17 protein-coding genes are annotated in these 18,159 nt (G+C 37.0%); 1 reads left to right on the top strand and 16 read right to left on the bottom strand.

Features of this window, described 5'->3' with window-relative positions; translation table 11 throughout:
- Positions 1 to 86: 86 nt before the first annotated feature.
- The 11 genes from murA to HCB45_RS06550 all read right to left on the bottom strand — a co-directional run bounded on the left by murA (position 87) and on the right by HCB45_RS06550 (position 12,963).
- Positions 87 to 1,358, bottom strand: a complete 1,272-nt coding sequence (murA, locus tag HCB45_RS06600) for a UDP-N-acetylglucosamine 1-carboxyvinyltransferase (protein WP_185319935.1) — start codon at positions 1,356 to 1,358, stop codon at positions 87 to 89.
- Positions 1,359 to 1,474: 116 nt separating this feature from the next.
- A complete protein-coding gene (locus HCB45_RS06595; protein ID WP_185319936.1) occupies positions 1,475 to 2,548 on the bottom strand; it encodes a lysylphosphatidylglycerol synthase transmembrane domain-containing protein in 1,074 nt (357 codons plus the stop codon).
- 4 nt (positions 2,549 to 2,552) lie between these two features.
- The gene (locus HCB45_RS06590; protein WP_185619353.1) at positions 2,553 to 3,578 is read right to left on the bottom strand and encodes a glycosyltransferase family 4 protein; all 1,026 of its coding nucleotides are present in this window, start codon (positions 3,576 to 3,578) and stop codon (positions 2,553 to 2,555) included.
- Positions 3,571 to 4,854, bottom strand: a complete 1,284-nt coding sequence (locus HCB45_RS06585; RefSeq protein ID WP_185319938.1) for a glycosyltransferase family 4 protein — start codon at positions 4,852 to 4,854, stop codon at positions 3,571 to 3,573. The genes HCB45_RS06590 and HCB45_RS06585 overlap by 8 nt, the downstream gene beginning before the upstream one ends.
- Before the next feature lie 321 nt (positions 4,855 to 5,175).
- Positions 5,176 to 6,030: a class II fructose-1,6-bisphosphate aldolase gene (fba, locus tag HCB45_RS06580; RefSeq protein WP_003768394.1), complete on the bottom strand. Its 855-nt coding sequence runs from the start codon at positions 6,028 to 6,030 to the stop codon at positions 5,176 to 5,178.
- Positions 6,031 to 6,198: 168 nt separating this feature from the next.
- Positions 6,199 to 7,119 (bottom strand): diacylglycerol kinase family lipid kinase, encoded by a 921-nt coding sequence (locus tag HCB45_RS06575; RefSeq protein ID WP_185619351.1) that lies wholly within the window; start codon positions 7,117 to 7,119, stop codon positions 6,199 to 6,201.
- A gap of 133 nt (positions 7,120 to 7,252) precedes the next feature.
- Positions 7,253 to 8,851: a CTP synthase gene (gene pyrG, locus HCB45_RS06570; protein ID WP_185319940.1), complete on the bottom strand. Its 1,599-nt coding sequence runs from the start codon at positions 8,849 to 8,851 to the stop codon at positions 7,253 to 7,255.
- Positions 8,852 to 9,216: 365 nt separating this feature from the next.
- Positions 9,217 to 9,750 carry a DNA-directed RNA polymerase subunit delta gene (gene rpoE / locus HCB45_RS06565; RefSeq protein WP_185319941.1) on the bottom strand — a complete coding sequence of 178 codons (534 nt, stop codon included), beginning with the start codon at positions 9,748 to 9,750 and terminating at the stop codon, positions 9,217 to 9,219.
- Positions 9,751 to 10,115: 365 nt separating this feature from the next.
- Positions 10,116 to 11,786 carry an arginine--tRNA ligase gene (gene argS, locus HCB45_RS06560; protein WP_185319942.1) on the bottom strand — a complete coding sequence of 557 codons (1,671 nt, stop codon included), beginning with the start codon at positions 11,784 to 11,786 and terminating at the stop codon, positions 10,116 to 10,118.
- Positions 11,783 to 12,232 (bottom strand): YwiB family protein, encoded by a 450-nt coding sequence (locus HCB45_RS06555; protein WP_185619349.1) that lies wholly within the window; start codon positions 12,230 to 12,232, stop codon positions 11,783 to 11,785. The genes argS and HCB45_RS06555 overlap by 4 nt, the downstream gene beginning before the upstream one ends.
- 77 nt (positions 12,233 to 12,309) lie before the next feature.
- A complete protein-coding gene (locus tag HCB45_RS06550) occupies positions 12,310 to 12,963 on the bottom strand; it encodes a site-2 protease family protein (RefSeq protein WP_185319943.1) in 654 nt (217 codons plus the stop codon).
- Between the two features lie 73 nt (positions 12,964 to 13,036).
- On the opposite strand from HCB45_RS06550, the gene thmT reads away from it, so the two are divergent.
- On the top strand, positions 13,037 to 13,222 hold the full coding sequence (thmT, locus tag HCB45_RS06545) for a 2-hydroxymuconate tautomerase (RefSeq protein WP_010991343.1): 186 nt from the start codon (positions 13,037 to 13,039) through the stop codon (positions 13,220 to 13,222).
- 37 nt (positions 13,223 to 13,259) lie between these two features.
- On the opposite strand, the gene HCB45_RS06540 is transcribed toward thmT, so the two are convergent.
- From HCB45_RS06540 to HCB45_RS06520, 5 genes are all read right to left on the bottom strand, one after another.
- Positions 13,260 to 14,582 (bottom strand): HD domain-containing protein, encoded by a 1,323-nt coding sequence (locus tag HCB45_RS06540; RefSeq protein ID WP_185619347.1) that lies wholly within the window; start codon positions 14,580 to 14,582, stop codon positions 13,260 to 13,262.
- A 23-nt stretch (positions 14,583 to 14,605) separates the two neighbouring features.
- Positions 14,606 to 15,442, bottom strand: a complete 837-nt coding sequence (gene lipL / locus HCB45_RS06535; protein ID WP_185608107.1) for a lipoyl-[GcvH]:protein N-lipoyltransferase — start codon at positions 15,440 to 15,442, stop codon at positions 14,606 to 14,608.
- A 317-nt stretch (positions 15,443 to 15,759) separates the two neighbouring features.
- Positions 15,760 to 15,963, bottom strand: a complete 204-nt coding sequence (locus HCB45_RS06530; RefSeq protein ID WP_185319947.1) for a hypothetical protein — start codon at positions 15,961 to 15,963, stop codon at positions 15,760 to 15,762.
- Positions 15,964 to 15,985: 22 nt separating this feature from the next.
- Positions 15,986 to 16,309 (bottom strand): YxeA family protein, encoded by a 324-nt coding sequence (locus tag HCB45_RS06525; RefSeq protein ID WP_185619345.1) that lies wholly within the window; start codon positions 16,307 to 16,309, stop codon positions 15,986 to 15,988.
- A 155-nt stretch (positions 16,310 to 16,464) separates the two neighbouring features.
- Entirely contained in the window at positions 16,465 to 18,126 is a 1,662-nt protein-coding gene (locus tag HCB45_RS06520; RefSeq protein ID WP_185619343.1) for a peptide ABC transporter substrate-binding protein, read from the bottom strand.
- Positions 18,127 to 18,159 lie beyond the last annotated feature (33 nt).

Genomic DNA, 18,159 nt, shown 5'->3' with positions numbered 1-18,159 from the left:
TAATTTTTTATAGGTTTTTAGGAATAAATGGGAAAAGAGGTGAAATCGAGGCAGGCTGAAACGAACTGATTCCGCTCAGCCTCTTTTTATAATTTAGTTTCTACTGCACTAATACGAGTAATATCGGCGCCAATTGCAGAAAGCTTTTCGATAATTTTACTATAACCACGTTCGATATGTTCAACACCGTGAATTTCTGTTTTTCCTTCTGCTAGAAGCCCTGCAATAACTAGAGCAGCTCCAGCTCGTAAATCAGTTGCTGTAACTTTAGAACCTTGAAGTTTTACAGGTCCACTTATAACAGCAGATCTACCTTCTAACTTGAATTTCCCGCCCATTCGCTCTATTTCAGCTATATGCTTAAATCGGCTCGGATAAATCGTGTCAGTAACAACACTACTACCTTCCGCACGGGTTAAAAGAGCTGTTAATGGTTGTTGTAAGTCGGTAGGAAACCCTGGATACGCATATGTTTTAATATCTACTTTTTTGATTTTTTCTACTTCGCCAACAAAAATTGCATCTTCTTCAATCTCCATCGGAACTCCCATTTCTGTCATTTTGGCGATGATTCCTTCTAAATGGGTGGGGATGACATTTTCAATTCGCACACCTTTTCCAGACGCTGCAGCAAGCACCATAAAAGTTCCCGCTTCAATTCGGTCAGGTATAATTGTATGGTGACAGCCATGAAGGTGATCGACACCAGTGATTCGAATAGTGTCTGTCCCAGCACCTTTAATAATTGCTCCCATATTTGAAAGAAGGGTTGCAACATCAATAATTTCTGGTTCTTTTGCTGCATTTTCGATAATTGTTTTACCTTTTGCACGAACGGCTGCTAGCATGATGTTAATTGTCGCTCCAACACTTACAACATCTAAATAAATCCGCGCACCTTTTAGTTCGTCAGCGCGCAAATAAATTGCACCTTGTTCGTTCGTTACTTTTGCGCCTAGTGCTTCAAACCCTTTAATGTGCTGATCAATTGGACGCGGACCTAAATAACAACCACCCGGAAGCCCAATAACTGCTTTTTTAAATCGCCCTAGCATAGCACCCATTAAGTAATAAGATGCGCGTAGTTTCTTCACATTTCCTGTTGGAAGTGGCATAGAAATCATATTTGCTGGATCAATAACTGCTGTTTTATTATCATAACGGACACTACCGCCAAGTTCTTCTAAAATATCATAAAGTGTATGAACATCCGAAATATCTGGTAAACCTTCTAAAACTACTTCAGACTCCGCTAAAATTGCAGCTGGAATCAAGGCAACTGCGCTATTTTTTGCACCATCTACTTGCAAAGTTCCGGCTAATTTTTTGCCACCTTGTATAATCAATTTATTCGTCACAAATGTACCCTTCTTTCCTGAAGCATGTAATACTTACTCATTATCCATTAAATTGTTTTACTTTGCAAGATTCTTTCATCAAAAAAAGCCGGGAACAATTCGTTCCAAGCTTTTCATTATTGCGAAACATTTTTTACTGGTGCTTTTGCTAGCGCTTCTATATGCGGTTTAATCTTTTTAGAGGCGGTGTCTTTAATTAGCAAGGCTCCCGCGCCAAAAATAATACAACTATAATAGGTGATAATTCGCCATAAAACTAGCGCCATCAATAATTTTGCCGGACCAAGTAACATACCAAACAACAATGTAAATGTATATTCCGCACCACCTGCGCCTCCAGGAGTTGGCATAACAGTAGCAAACATAATAATAAAAGCATGATAAGTAATCGCCATATAAAGTCCAATCCCATTCACGTCGATTGCCTCTAAAATAAAGAAAGGTATAGAGAAATAAATCCATAATTGTAGTGTCGTGTAAAAACAACAGCGCACAATTAATTTCCAATCTTTCCCAATCCTGCTGCTTTCTTCATGGAAAGTAATAATTTTTTCATCTAATGTGTTTTTTAAATTCGCAACTCTTTCTTTTTTCATAAATAATCTAGTCGGAAGTAAGAGTCCATGCACTAATTTTGTAGTAAATTTTTGACTTCTGCCGACTAAAATCAAAGCTGCAATAACTACAACATGAACACCAAAACCAAGTAAAACAAGAAATTTAAGTTGTGTTACCCCTGTCATCAAGTAATGGATACCAAAAATCAAAATAACTAAAAAATTAAGTACAACCATCGCTTGATAAATAATAAATTTCACGAGTAAAACCGAACTTCCTCGACCTGCATCCATTCCTTGTTTTGTTAGCATTACAAGCTGTGCTGGTTGCCCACCTGTTGCCATTGGAGTAATTGTATTAAAAAATTGACCAATCATTGTAATTCGAAAAGAAGAAAAAAAGCGCTGTTCTTTATTTGCAGGTTTGGAAGCGGTTTGTAAAACTACTGCTTCTAAAAACCAATAAATAAACATAGCCAGAAATGCTGCCAAAAGCCACCACGGATTAACTTTTAACATCGAAGCAAAGAAAGTGGAAATATCTACGCCTTGAAATTGCCAAATAATGAAGCCAATACTAATCGCCAGTACAATAGCTATATTAAAAAGATTCTTCTTTGCGCTTCCACTCATGTACTCACTCCTTCGTTAATAATCCTTGATAAAAGGCCAACCATATTTTCGCTAAACGATCTTCTGAATAATAGGTTGCACCCTCTTTAGCAGCTTGCAACATTTCATTATAATAATCACCATCATGTTCCAAGCGTTCTATTGCTCGTACAAAACCAGGATTATCAACTTCTTTCACATAATAGCCAGTTAAAATTTCTTCATATAATTCTAAATTACGAAGCAATATAGGAACATCCGCACTCATAGCTTCTAAAATCGCCATAGGAAATAACTCATTATAGGATGGCATAAAGAACAAATCCGCCATATTAATACAAGCATTCATTTCAGAACGATCCACAATACCAATAAATTTCACATTTGCTGGAGGGTTATCATAAATTTTCTTAAGTTCTTCATACCCCGAAGTAATCTTCCCAAAAGAAAATCCCCCCGCCCAAACAAATTGCACATCAGGCATTTGTTTAGCAACCTCGATAAAATCAAGTACACCTTTACGATGTTGCACTTGACCAATTCCAATTACCGTAAACTTGTCTTCTGGAATTCCATATTTCGCCCGAGCAACTTCCTTATCTGCTTTTGAAATAGGGAAAAAACTCTTTTTGGAAACGAAATTCGGGATATAATGAATTTTTTCTTTTGGAATATCATATGCCGTAAGTTTGGGGATAAATGATGGATTCACAACAACAATCTCATCCATTCGTTTATAAAAACCAATCAAATATTTATAGAAAACGACGCGAGCAATCCAAGGCAATTTGAGACTGCCTTCCATCGTTTCTGGTAAAAAATGCACATAACCAACTCGGACTCCTCGTTTTTTCTTAAAAAAGGTCGAAAGAAAAAAACGGAAATCAACGGTATGGTAATGCGTGATATCCGATTTCTTAAAACTATTAATCTTCATATCAATCTCATCTGCATATCTTTCTTCTAGTAAATTCACAAGTTCGCGGTATGCTGATGCTACGCCTTGCCCTTTTACTTTTTCTGCTGATGATAGCATTGTTAACTTAATCACGCCGCGATGACCTCTCTTTCCTTTGAACGTGCGTAGAGGAAGAAAGTGAAAATACTTGAGAAGCAATTTTACTTTTTATTAATGTTGGCTTTACTTTAATTGTGCCGTTTTGTCGCTTTACACGGTATATCTCGCGAACCTCATTATATGTAGACTCAATATTGATGCCAAACTGTTCCGCCGAAATTGATTCTACTTTTACTCTTCCATTTTTAGCTACTAAAGTCGCAACTTCTTTATCAGAAAATATTTTAATTAATAAGCTTGCTAGTTCGTCATCCTCATCGAATAAAAAGGCTGTTTCTTTATCCGTTAAAAAGTCTTCAATACTTTCATCCCGTTTAGCTACAACTGGCAATGAGGCTGCCATTGCTTCTGCATAAGTTAATCCTTGCGTTTCTGTTGTCGAAGCACTAACAAATAAATCACCTAATTGATAATATAAACTAATATTTTCCCAGTCAACTGCGCCTGTGAAAATAACATGATTTTCTAATTGTTTGCTTTCTACTAATTTTTCTAAGTCTTTGCGTACTGGTCCGTCACCAACAATCACTAGTTTAGCATTTGATTTTGTTTCAAGGACTTCTGGCATCGCATTAATAATCGCATCAATATTCTTTTCATGCGCAATTCTTCCAAGTGAAAGAATAACAGAATCTACTTCTTGAATTCCAAGAGATTTTTTCAAATCCAAAATTCTTTGTTTTTCAACTGGAGCAAATGACGAAATGTCTGTACCAGTCGGAACAGTATACATCAATTTATGAATACCTTGTTCTTCTAAATGATGCCTTACTTTTGCAGTCGGAGTAATTACGGCATCATAACTATCACAAAAAGACTTTGTCATTTTACCAACCATTGAAGGTGTTAAAATTTTACCTTTTGCAATATAATGCAAGTAATCAACATACATTGTGTGATAGGTATGGATAGATGGAATATTATATTTTTTAGCAATTCGCTTACCCAAAAGACCTAATGAAAACTCTGTATGTGTGTGGATAATGTCTAAATTCAAGCGACCTACTAGCTTAATAAACTTATTCATTCCTGCAATTGCTACGCGACGTTCTGGAAAAAAGACAAACGGTATACTAGGTAAACGAAACACACGTCCTTCTTCGCTTTCTCTATCAGCGTTAGGATCCGTCGTTGTAAAAATATATACAGTGTGCCCTTGTTTTCTTAGTTCGTTTTCCATAATCATTATCGATGTAGCTACACCGCTAATTTGCGGACTGTAGGTATCCGTAAAAATCCCTATATTCATTACTATCGCCTACTCTCTTCCTCGTTGGTTCATTCATCATTTAGTATATTATTATAACATAACTCAAGTCATACGTATTATATAATCAACTACATTATGACTCACTTATCTAGATAAAACATGCGCCTAAAGCATGATTTTTGATCGGGAAATTACAAAAATTGGAGCCTTTTGACCAAAAGCTATAGTTATCATACCATATTCATCATAATAACGATAATTAATTTCCTTCTATAGTACTTAAAATTTACATAAAAAATAACTGGCCAAATCAACAAGTGATTCTAACCAGTTATTTTTTATATCATCATAAAGTTCGTCTTACGCTTTACCGTTAGAACCAAACTCTTGAATTTTTTCTGTTACAGTCTTGATAATCGCGTCCACACCAGGGCCGATTACTTTACGTGGATCATAAACTTTGTCATCAGTAGCTAATTTTTCGCGAACAGCTGCTGTCCAAACGATTTGGCATTCAGTGTTAACGTTGATTTTGCTGTGACCTAGTTCAATTGCTTTTTTAATTTGGTGTTCAGGAATTCCAGAACCGCCGTGAAGTACAAGTGGAGCACCTGTAAGTTCGGAGATTTCTTTCATTTCGTCAAAACCAAGAACTGGTTCGCCGTGGTAAGGACCGTGAACAGAACCTAATGCTGCAGCAAGTGCATCAATGTTCGCTTCTTTAACAACACGTAAACATTCTTGTGGATCAGCATAGTTGATTCCACCAGTAACGCCGTCTTCATCTCCACCAACAGTTCCAATTTCAGCTTCTACAGATACGCCTTTAGCATGCGCATAATCAACAACTTGTTTAGTCATTGCAATATTTTCATCAATTGGGTGGTGAGAGCCGTCGATCATTACAGAAGAGAATCCTGCATCGATAGCCGCTTTACAAGAATCAAAGCTTGAACCATGATCAAGGTGAATCGCAACAGGTACAGTGATTTTCAGGTCTTCTACAAGTCCTTCAGTCATTTTTACAACTGTTTTGAATCCTCCCATGTATTTAGCAGCTCCTTCAGAAACTCCTAAAATAACTGGTGATTTTTCTGCTTCTGCAGCTTTCAAAATAGCTTGAGTCCATTCAAGGTTGTTGATGTTGAATTGACCAACAGCATATTTTCCAGCTAATGCTTTTTTCAGCATGTCTGTCATGTTAACGATAGGCATAATACAATTTCCTCCCTCAGGAATTTAGGAAAACCATTTTTGATTTCCCCTAAGATTTGAATTTCCGCCGTGAAAAATAGTGGCAGCTATTTTCCCCTAACAAACTTATGATAACAGATTTGTGATGAATTTACCATAAAAACTAGAAAATTTTCTAGTGAAAACGCTTTAGCCTCTAAGACGGGCTGAAATTCTTTTTTCGTCAGCAAATACTTCTAACGCGTCTGGAATTACCTCTAATGTATATGGTGCTTTCCCTCCATACACACCATCATAACTCACATTTAAATCAGCGTCACTTTTCACTTCGACTTTATCAGCACGCGCATGAATTACATCTGGACTACTTAGATGTTTACCTTTTTTTATTGAAGCAAAAAGTTGGAATAACTTTTTCGGCGATACCTTTTTTAAAATTAGAAGTTCGAATGCTCCACTATTTAATTGAGCTGGCGGGCATAACGTCTCCATTCCTCCAACAGAATTGGATTTATTGACAAAAAATAATAAAATATCCCCTTTAAAGATTTTATCATTATAAGAAATTTCTACATTTACTGGAGATAATTTTGGAAGAACAGTGAGTCCGCTGAAAAGATAAGCAAGTCTGCCCCACTTGGATTTCATGGATTCTTTTACTGCATAAGTTATTTCAGTGATTTTGCCTCCTGCTGCGTTATTAATAAAAAATTCAGTTTCATTAGCTTTTCCAATATCTACGTGAATGGTTTCTTGTTTGGCAATAATGCGAAGCGCTTCTAATGGATCTTTAGCCATATTCAGTGCTCTTGCATAATCATTCGTTGTTCCTACTGGTAAGATTCCTAGTTTTGGTCTTTTTTCAACTTGCATTAAACCATTAACAACTTCATTGACCGTTCCGTCGCCTCCCGCAGCAATCACCATATCATATCCTGATTCAGCTGCTTGTCGAGCGATTTTCATTGTACTTTTTGGCTCTGGTGTTGACGGAACTAGCATTACCTCTAAATCAGCTTCTGTTAAAATTCTTTCTGCATCTGGAAGTAATTTTCGAAACTTATTTTTCCCAGCTGCTGGATTATATATAATCATCGCTTTCTTCTGCAAATTGCCGCTCCCTCTTTCCTTTAGATGTTTTTAGTTTCCTATTTTAACTGGGTACTGTCAACTTGTTTGACTCAAAATAAAAAACGGCTTATTTCTGTCACATCCAGAAATAAGCCGTCTAATTAAAAATATATTATTTATTGTTAAGTGCTGCACCAACAAAATCTTTAAATAAGCTTTGTGGGCGGTTTGGACGAGAAATGAATTCTGGATGATATTGACACGCGACAAACCAAGGATGATTAGCTAACTCAACTACTTCAACTAAGCGTCCGTCCGGGCTTGTTGCAGAAACAATCATGCCAGCTTCTTCCATTTGTTCTCTATATTCGTTATTAAACTCATAACGATGACGGTGACGCTCTTCTACAAGGGTCGTACCATAAGCAGCTTCAGCTTTAGTGCCTTGCTTAATACGTGCTGGATAAAGTCCTAGACGAAGTGTTCCACCCATGTTTTCGATATTTTTTTGTTCTGGTAATAAATCAATGATGTTATGTTTTGTTTCTGGTTCGATTTCTGCTGAGTGTGCTCCTTCAAGACCAAGTACGTTACGAGCAAATTCGACTGTTGCTAGTTGCATACCTAAACAAATACCGAAATAAGGTACTTTATTTACGCGTGCATACTCGATAGCAGCAATTTTACCTTCAATGGCACGATCACCGAAACCACCAGGAACTAAGATACCATCAACGTCTTTCATGATTTCAGCAACATTTTCTTTTGTTACTTTTTCGGAATCAATCCAGTCGATTTCGATTTCTGCATCATGGTCATATCCTGCATGACGAAGTGCTTCTGCTACAGAAAGATACGCATCTTGCAAGGAAACATATTTACCAACTAGGCCGATACGAACTTTTTTGGATAGATTTTTCACGCGGTGTACTAAGTTTTTCCAATCAGTCATTTCCGCTTGTGGCGCTTCTAATTGCAAGTGTTCTAGGACAATATCATCCATTTTTTGTTTTTGTAAAGAAAGTGGTACATTATAAAGTGTTTCTTCATCACGAGATTCAATCACTTCTGAAGCTTTAATATCACAGAATAGCGCAATCTTGTCTTTCATTTCTTGTGAAACAGGTTGCTCTGTGCGAACAACGATAATGTTTGGTTGAATTCCTAGGCTGCGGAGTTCTTTAACACTATGTTGCGTTGGTTTAGTCTTCATTTCGCCAGCTGCTTTGATGTAAGGAATTAAAGTTGTGTGAATATAAAGTACGTTTTCCGCACCAACATCCCCTTTAATTTGACGAATTGCTTCTAAGAATGGTAAAGATTCGATATCCCCAACTGTTCCACCAATTTCAGTGATGATAATGTCTGAATTGGTCATACGTGCTGCACGGAAAACGCGATCTTTTAATTCGTTTGTAATGTGTGGAATAACTTGCACTGTTCCACCTAAGTAATCCCCGCGGCGTTCTTTTTTAATAACTTCTGAGTAAACTTTACCAGTTGTTACATTGCTGTATTTATTTAGGTTGATATCGATAAAACGTTCGTAATGGCCAAGGTCTAAGTCCGTTTCTGCGCCATCATCTGTCACATAAACTTCCCCGTGTTGGTATGGGCTCATTGTTCCAGGATCCACGTTGATGTATGGATCAAATTTTTGAATGGTAACACTAAGTCCACGATTTTTCAGCAAACGTCCGAGTGATGCTGCTGTGATTCCTTTTCCAATTGACGAAACTACGCCACCTGTAACGAAAATATACTTTGTCATGTTAAAAAAATCTACTCCTTCCTGAAATGAAAAACTTGCAGGGTCTGACGATTTTCCTGCTGGGGTGGGAAATTGCCAGATAAAACAATATTGTGATTATCTATCTCGCGTACTAATCACAATTTCAAGTATTTTGTAAACCAAAATAAAAAACACTCCGCCTACTTCATAAAAGTAAGGGAGCGCTGATTCTCATAAATATCCGTCCCTATAAAAGGGAGCCCAAATAAAATACTACTAATGATAGCGATAGAAGTCAAGTCTTTATTTTATGAAACCGCCATCAATCCATTAAGTAGGCTAAAAAAATCAGACAGATACTTTCCCGATAAAATGGGTGTATCTATCTGATTAAAATTCAGTTATTATTTATCTTCTGGGTCTTCTGTGTAATCCCCATCAGTGTAATCATCTTCTACGGTTGCTAAATCACCTTCGATACCGTCTGGCAAATGGTCATCATCATCTTCGTCTTCATCAAGTAAGACATCCGCAAGAGAGATTTCTTCTTCACCAAGCTCTTCCACGATTTCTTCATCATCGTAGTCCACGTCATCGTCCAGGATTTCTTCATCTTCATCGTCATCATCTGATTTACGTTTTTTCTTCGGAGTTGTTTGCGTTTGTACTTCTTCATCAATTGCATCCATTGGATACCATGCACGAAGTCCCCACGTATTGTTTCCAAGCGAAATGAAGTTACCATCAATATTCATATCTGTATAAAATTGAACAAGACGCTCCCTTATTTCTGCATCTTTCAAACCTAGGAACGCTTGAATCTCTTTCACTAATTCAGGGAAAAGAATCGTTTCTTTCCGCTGTTCCAAAATAAAATGTGCAACATCAATTAAAGATAATTCACTACGTTCTTCTTGCGTTAAGTTCTTTAAATCCAAAACTGGCACGCCCTTTCTATCGTAATTCCAATTTATTTAGCTGTTATTTTTTCGTTCAGCCCAACTTCACTATTTTACATGTTATTCCTGGCAAGTACAACCTAAATTTTCCTAATTACATCAATTCTTCTTGACTATTTTATATCCGATGTAAAAGAATAGGATGGCCATTAAAAGAATTGGGATTGATCCAAGTTGAAAGTCGTAGAGAATATAGATTGCGACGCACAGAAACACGAAAAGCAGCGCCAATATTATTAATCGCTTCATCATATGCTCTCCCCGTTTTTTCAGTTACCTATGTTTCTATTAACTTTAGTACATTTTGGTTATGACGTCAACGAGTAACCTATATTTATAGGATATCACATTTTTTCTGGTGCAGATACACCGAGAAGTGTCAAACCATTTCTAAGGGTAATTTGTGCTGTTTTAATCAGTGCTAATCTTGCTTTCGTAACTTCTAGGTTGTCCATATCAAGTACTTTATTACTATTGTAAAAACGGTGGAATGCAGTCGCTAAATCATTTAAATAACGAACGATGCGGTGTGGAGCTCTTTTCACTGCCGCTTCAGTAACAACATCTGCAAATTCACCTAACACTTTTAATAAATCATATTCTGCTTCAGTTTGTAAAAGACTCATGTTAGCCTCTTTTGTAGCTTCTAAGCCTTGCTCTTTACCAGAACGTAAAATACTTGAAATTCTGGCATGCGCATATTGCACATAATAAACTGGGTTATCATTAGATGTAGATTTTGCCAAGCTCATATCAAAGTTCATATGCGTATCAGAACTACGCATTGCAAAGAAATATCTTGTCGCATCTAGGCCAACTTCTTCAATTAAGTCGCGCATTGTAACAGATTTACCAGTACGTTTACTCATTTTCACTTGCACGCCGTCTTCGAATAAATGAACTAGTTGAATGATTTCTACTTCTAGTTGATTCGGTGAGTAACCAAGCGCTTCAATCGCAGCACGCATCCGAGGAATATAGCCATGATGATCCGCTCCCCATATATCAATTAATACATCAAAACCACGCTCTAATTTGTTTAGATGGTAAGCGATATCTGGTAAGAAATACGTATAACTACCGTCTGACTTAATCAATACGCGGTCTTTGTCATCTTCAAAATCCGTTGTTCTTAACCAAGTAGCTCCGTCTAGTTCATAAATATAACCATTTTCGCGCAAACGTTCTAATGCTGGCAATACTTTATTTTCTTCATATAAGGATGTTTCTGAAAACCACTCATCAAAAGAAACACGAAATTCCTCTAAATCCGTCCGTAGTTTCCCTGTTTCAAATGCAAGTGCATCCACGCGAAAAATAGAACGGCGCTCTTCTTCACTTACGTTCACATATTTATCGCCATATTTAGCAGCTAAATCTTTCCCAAGTAAGATAATATCTGAACCACGGTAACCATCTTCTGGAAATTCAGCTTCTAAGCCTAATGCTTCAAAGTAACGCGCTTCTGCTGAAAGGACTAAATTATTAATTTGATTTCCCGCATCATTAATATAATATTCTCTGGAAACATCAAATCCCGCTGTTTTCATAATGTTTGCAAGAGAATCCCCAATTGCAGCGCCACGAGCATGTCCAAGATGCAAGTCACCAGTTGGATTAGCCGACACGAACTCAATTTGGAATTTTTCACCTTTACCAAAGTCTGATTCTCCGTACTTTTTATCTTCCGTTAGAATAACTGGCACTAAATCGGTTAAATAAGCATTATCTAAATAAAAATTAATAAAACCAGGTCCAGCAATTTCTACTTCTTTAATTAGTTTATTATCTTTTTTAAGTTCAGGAACGATACTTTCGGCAATTTGACGAGGTGCTTTCTTAGCAACTCTAGCAAGCTGCATCGCAATATTAGTCGAATAATCTCCATGCTTCTTGTCTTTTGGTACTTCGAGTAAAATTTCTGGTACTTCTGTTTCTTCTAAACCAACCGCTTGAACAACTGCTTGTTTGATATGTTCAATTAGTTTGATTTGGTTCTCTTGCATGACATTCATTCTGCGTCCTCCTCTATTTTCATTAAAACAGTATATGAGCCGATGTATTCGCCGTGGCTAAGTAAATCATATTGAAATGCAACTTCACTAAGCACATCTGGCTTATTTTCATATAGTTCTTCCATTGATACTAATTCTGATTCTAATTGTAATTTACCCGCCCCTGAATCAACAGAAGCAGTACTCCTCCTATTATCTCGGAAAAAGTGCATTCTCATATTTACAGCACCACTTCTCATTAAAAGCAGCTCGTTGTCAGCAATTTTAAGAACCGTGCGAATCGTTCCAGCTAATTGTTTTTCCTCATAATGCAGATAACGATTGCCTTTATCGCGGTAGAAAACACCCGAAACAGACATATCGGATTTCTCTTCTGCATCCATCTGACGGATGACATTGGTGATATGAATAGTTACATTTTTTCGCTCCATTTGATTGGCTGTCATATCGCTTATTTACCCCTTTCCGGTCAGAAGAATAGACGCATTATATTATAGTGAAAAACAGCATGAAAAGCAACAAGTTAAAATGATGATAGTCCGAAAATCATCAATATTATATCAAAAACAAACGGAATAACTGTGTCGAAAATTGGTTGAATGGTAAAATTGGAAATTGGTGTTAAAGCTATAACTAAGAAAATAAGCATTGCATAGCGTTCCACTGGCTCGAGTTTAGCTCTAGCTGACATCGGTAAGAATTCTACTAATATTTGGTACCCATCTAATGGCGGAATTGGAATTAAATTAAATACAAATAAAACAAGGTTTAATTGCACAAAAATCATTAAAAATGTTTCTGTCACTGAACCATAGGTAAAAAATGCATAGTTTAGAAAAAGTGCGTACAAACCAACGCCCAAAATTGCTAATAGTAAGTTGCTTACCGGGCCGGCGAGGGTGACAAGAATACTGCCAAGACGTCTTTTCTTTAATTTAAAACGGTTGACCGGGGTCGGTTTAGCCCAACCAAACCCAGCAATTAAAATCATTAATAAGCCAAACAAATCAATATGTACAAGTGGATTTAAGGATAAACGACCTTGATTTTTTGCGGTATCATCACCAAATGCTAGCGCTACTAATGCATGCGCCCATTCGTGAATCGTAAAGGCAATTAAAAGTGTAATTACAACATAAGGTATCATTTCAAGGGGATAAGCGAGAAAACTAGGCATAAGCGCCTCCTTTATCTTTTATAGAGTAATTTTTATGTGCTATAATGAAAAAAACTTTTATCGAGGTGAGAAAATGCCATTTGTTACCATTCAATTCTTAGAAGGTCGCAGTGATGACCAAAAGAAAGCTTTAGTCAGCGAAGTAACTGACGTAGTTTCTAAAAACCTAAAGGCGCCAAAAGAAAATATTCACGTAATTTTAGAAGAAATGAAAAAAACTGATTACGGTGTTGGCGGCGTAAGAAAATCTGATATTTAAGCATTATTTGAAGCAAGGTTTAACCGCCTTGCTTCTTTTATTTTTCTTTTAATGAATGCGCATGAATTAATGAAATCATTCTTTCAGCTATCTCCTGCTCAACTCGTCCGCTCTCAATGAAGTCAAGTGGATAATATAGTTTGATATCTGTTCGACGTTCCCGCCCGATTGCTTCAACAACTGGTGATTCAGTCGACAGTTCACGCAGTTCGCCATTGCCCATAAGCAGTTTTATAGGTTCTTTTCCGCTACCAACGCCTGGAAGATAATAATCATACGGCAGGTCACTAGAAGAATCAACTACTAAATAGTACGAAGGATCGATATCAGCTTTTTCTAACAATCCTTTTAATTCAGTGTATAGTTCAGCATCTTCTTTCGGATTATAATTAAGATACCTGAGCAATCTTCTATTTAAAAAGCGGCTACATAAATCACTCAAAATCGGATCCGTTTCCTCTTGCCAAATCGAGAAATAATACATTAAAACAATATCATCAAGCACAATATAGTCTTTTAAACTCACTTCATTTACAAAAAACGGTAAAACTTGTATGGGAGAGACTTTAAAATCATAACCCGCGCAATACAACTTCTTCGCTCGTTCGAGGATTTTCCATAACAATACTTCCCCACTCCGGCTCACTGGATGAAAATACACTTGCTGATACATTTGGTAACGGCTCATAATATAATCTTCCACAGCATGCATTCCGGAGTACTTCACAATAACCCCATTACCATCAGGGCTAGGTCGAAGCACTCGTAATATCCGTTCTAAATCAAACTTCCCATAACTAACCCCTGTATAATACGCATCCCGTAATAAGTAGTCCATTCGGTCAGCGTCAATTTGGCTCGAAATCAACTTAACTAGCGTTTGATTAGGGTAGTTTTTCTTAATAATCGAGGCAACCTTTAGCGGAAAATTATCGCTAACTCGTGAAAGCACTTCGCTAACTTCTGTATTGCCAATAATAATTGCTTGCGTATACTCCTCATGATCCGTGCCAAAAACCTTCTCAAATGCATGGGAAAATGGGCCATGACCTAAATCGTGTAAAAGCGCGGCACATAAAGCCACCATTCGTTCTAGAGGATCTAATTGTGGTTCTTTTGCAAAAGTCACATCAATAATTTGGCGAACAATCTCATACACACCTAAAGAATGATTGAAACGACTATGTTCGGCTCCATGGAACGTAAGCGAAGTCGTGCCTAATTGGTGTATTCGTCGCAATCGCTGAAATTCTTTGGTTGCAATTAAATCCCAAATTAACTTATCAGAAACATGGACGTAACCATGAACTGGATCTTTGAACACTTTTTCTTCAATTAACTTTTCCGTTAAATAACTCACGCTACCCTCTCCTTTTATGTAATTTAAGAAAGCACTTTATCATTTCGGGCAATTAAACGTTCATAGTAGGCTGGAAATAAATCGAGTTCTTCTGAAGTCAGAGTGCCTGATTCAAGTTCACCTGCATAATGACGCAAACTATTAAATAATCGTACTAAACATCCATTAACAGTAATATTCTCTTTCATTAAATCAGCTAGCGTACCCATAACTTCTGGATCCACATCTGGAAAACTATATTTGGTTTGCTTGTCTTTCCCACTGATTGCATAAAAATTGCGAATTAGTTCTGAGCGAGCGTCTTGATTGCCATCAACAGCTAAATAAATTTGAACAGCGACACCTTTCGCCATTCTACGTTGTGAAATCCCAGCAAATTTCTGTCCTTGTATGCTAAGATCATAGCTTCCAGGACAATAAGAATTCACGATTTCCTTCGCTTCAATTACTTCATTACAATCTACAAACATATCCTTAATCAAGGTAAACATAGTTTCATAACCCCGTTCAATCGCAATTCCACGTTCAGCGTCTGGAAGTACCATGGAGAGATTAAGCACACCTGCATCAAGTACAACTGCTAAACCACCGGAGTTTCGAACTACTACTCTATAACCTTGTTCCTGTAAAAAAGCAATCCCCTTATCTATATCTGGTAACTTAGAATCTTGTATTCCAAGGGAAACTGTTTTTTCATGAACCCAACCTCGAACAGTGGACGGCACCATTCTCGCTCCAACTGAACGACATAACGTATCGTCAGTCGCAAATGATTGAATAGCATCAAAAGCTGGGTTGATTGTTGTATTATCAATGAAACGCCATGATTCTTGCTTTAATAATGTGTTTTCAATGTCCATCTCTATGTCCTCCGTGATTTTCTTTTTGCTATTATAGCATATATGTTGCCACTTTAGTTACAAACGGCTTAAAATAGCCATTTAATCGTTATTTTTAGATTTTTGATGCTTATTTTACTTTTTTACGTTTAATGTTGAAAACTAAGACTGTAATGATTGATATAACAATAGATTTGGTAATTATATCTTTTTTCATTTTCATCGCCTCATTTCCTTTACCTTATTATAACAAACTTACCATACAAAAAAACCTAACTTCTGTAAAAGAAATTAGGTTCTGTATATCTAAAAGCCTAGGGAGCTTATTTAGCAAAATTTTACCAATCGTAACGGTCTTTCTTGTCGCGTTGACTTGTATGTTTCGGAGAATTTCCCCACATGCGATAAAGTAAATATCCAATTCCACCTAGTACAAGGACTGGGAATAAGAAGTGAAGTGTGATTCCAACAATATCCAGTACGATATTAAGTGCAATAAATCCTAAAATAACTGTAAAAAATATTTTCCAAAAACTGTTCATGATTTTTTCCTCTTTTCTAATTTTATTTGCTACTTGCAAGTGGAACACTGTTTATTTCTTTGGCTTGAACGAGTAGTTCGTTGTCTTGAACGACGATTTTATACTGTTTGTTCTTTTTAAGTTGTGTAGTTGACATGAAGTTAACTTGGTGACTGTTTCCTTGATTATCTAGACACGATTCGCGGAAAGAATACCCTTTGAACTTCGACTTGGTAACTTCTTTTCCATCGTTTTTGATTGTAACGTAATATGTATTTGCTGCTGATCCAACTGGTGCTGAAAATTCAATTACAACCATTGTTAATACAAAAATTGCAGCCAGTAAACCGAAAAGTCCCTTTTTCATTGTTTTTACCGTCCTTTTTTGTTGATAGGTTAATTATAGAGGACATCTAAAAAAGGAACGAACGGCTCTAGGCTGAAAATTGGTACATCCTAAGTCTTATTTTCATTCGGGTATAAAAAAACGAGTCTAGTATAGTTAACTAGACTCATTTTAAATTAATTTTTTTCAATCCATTTATAGTTTTCTGACCCAATTGGATAAGTTGTATAGTTTTTCAGATTGCTTTTTTGCAAGTATGCTCGGCCGCCTTGATATAGCGGAATGAGTACGGCGTTATCTTTCAGCAAGATTTGTTCAGCTTCTAGTAAGGCTTGCCATCTTTTTTCCGGGTCTGCTGAGAGTTTACCTTTCGCGCCAAGGACTAGTTCATCGTATTTCGCGTCTGAGAAGCCTGTATGGTTCCCTGGGCTGTTTGTGAGGAATAAGTTGAGATATGTTAGTGGGTCTTGATAATCGCCTCCCCAACCCCCTAGTAGTAGTTCAAAGTCTTGTGTAACGTCCGCTTGGAAACTAGCTTGGTTCGTAACATTTTTTAGTTTGATAGTTAGTCCAGGAAGGTTTTCTTCCAATTGATTTTGGATAAATTCTGTTTGTTTGCGTTGTAGAGATGTATCACCACTTGTTAAAGTCAGTGTTAATTCTGATTCCCCAATTTCTTTTAAGCCTTGTTTCCAAGCGCTTATTGCTTCTTGTTGATCAAATTTGAGTAAATCCCCGTTTTGTTTACGGAAATCTTCTTTTGTTTCTGGGTCAAACATAATGTCAGCAGGAACATCTCCATTTAATGCTTTGGAACCATTAGCAAGAAGTGTGTTAACCATGCCCGTTTTATCAATAGACATTGCTAAAGCACGACGTAAATTCAAGTTGGCTAAATCCGTTTTCACGCCATCTTTACCTTGATTCATCTTCATATAGACAGAGCGTCCAGTTGCTTCTTTATGGAAATTTTTATCATCTTTATATTGTTTAACAAATTCGCCGTCAAGTTCCACTCGGTCCAATTTGTTTGTATTGTATAAATTTAAAGCGGCATTAGTATCTTTTACGACTGTTACATGGATTTTTTCAGTTGGGACGTTCTTTTTATCCCAGTAAGTCGGATTTTTAACATAATCCCATGTCATATTTGTGCCATTCCAATTTTCTAATTTGTACGGGCCGTTGGAAATCAACGTGTCGCTTTTTGTTCCGTAACGGTCACCTTGTTTTTCTACAAATGCTTGATTTTGTGGGAAGAACGTACCGGTCGTTAGGAGCTCTTTGAAAATCGGCAGTGGATTTTCTAGTTCGATTTGTAATGTTTTGTCGTCTAACGCTTTGATTCCAAGTTCATTTGGTGACATTTCACCTTTCAAAATTTGGGTGGCATTTTTGACGATTTCTTCCATTTGTGGTCCGTATGCAGCGGCAGTTTTTGGGTCTACCACTTTTTTCCAAGCGTATTCAAAATCTTGAGCCGTCACTGGGTCGCCGTTTGACCAATTGGCATCTTTGCGAATTTTAAAAACAAGCGTTTTCCCGCCATCTTTTTCTTCTGGTTCACTGGCAGCTAGTGCTAGCGCCGGTTTCCCATTTTTATCTAATCGATATAATCCTTCAAAAATTTGATTGATTACTCGAAAACTTACACTATTGTCTGCGAGTGTCGGACTTGCATTTGGAATTCCACTCGTTTCCATGATGTTAACAACTTTTGCTTTCTTTTCTGATGTTACTTTTTCACTTTCCCCTTTTTCGCCAGACTGACATGCTGTAAGTACTAGTAAACATAACAAGCTGAGTGCCACTACTATTTTTCTGGCTGTTTTATGCAATATTTCTCCTCCTCTTTTGTAAGCGCTTTTTGA

The sequence above is a fragment of the Listeria farberi genome (assembly GCF_014229245.1).
Taxonomy (GTDB): Bacteria; Bacillota; Bacilli; order Lactobacillales; family Listeriaceae; genus Listeria; species Listeria farberi.
The sequence above is the reverse complement of the archived record's forward strand: the minus strand, read 5'-3'. Positions and strand labels throughout refer to the sequence as shown.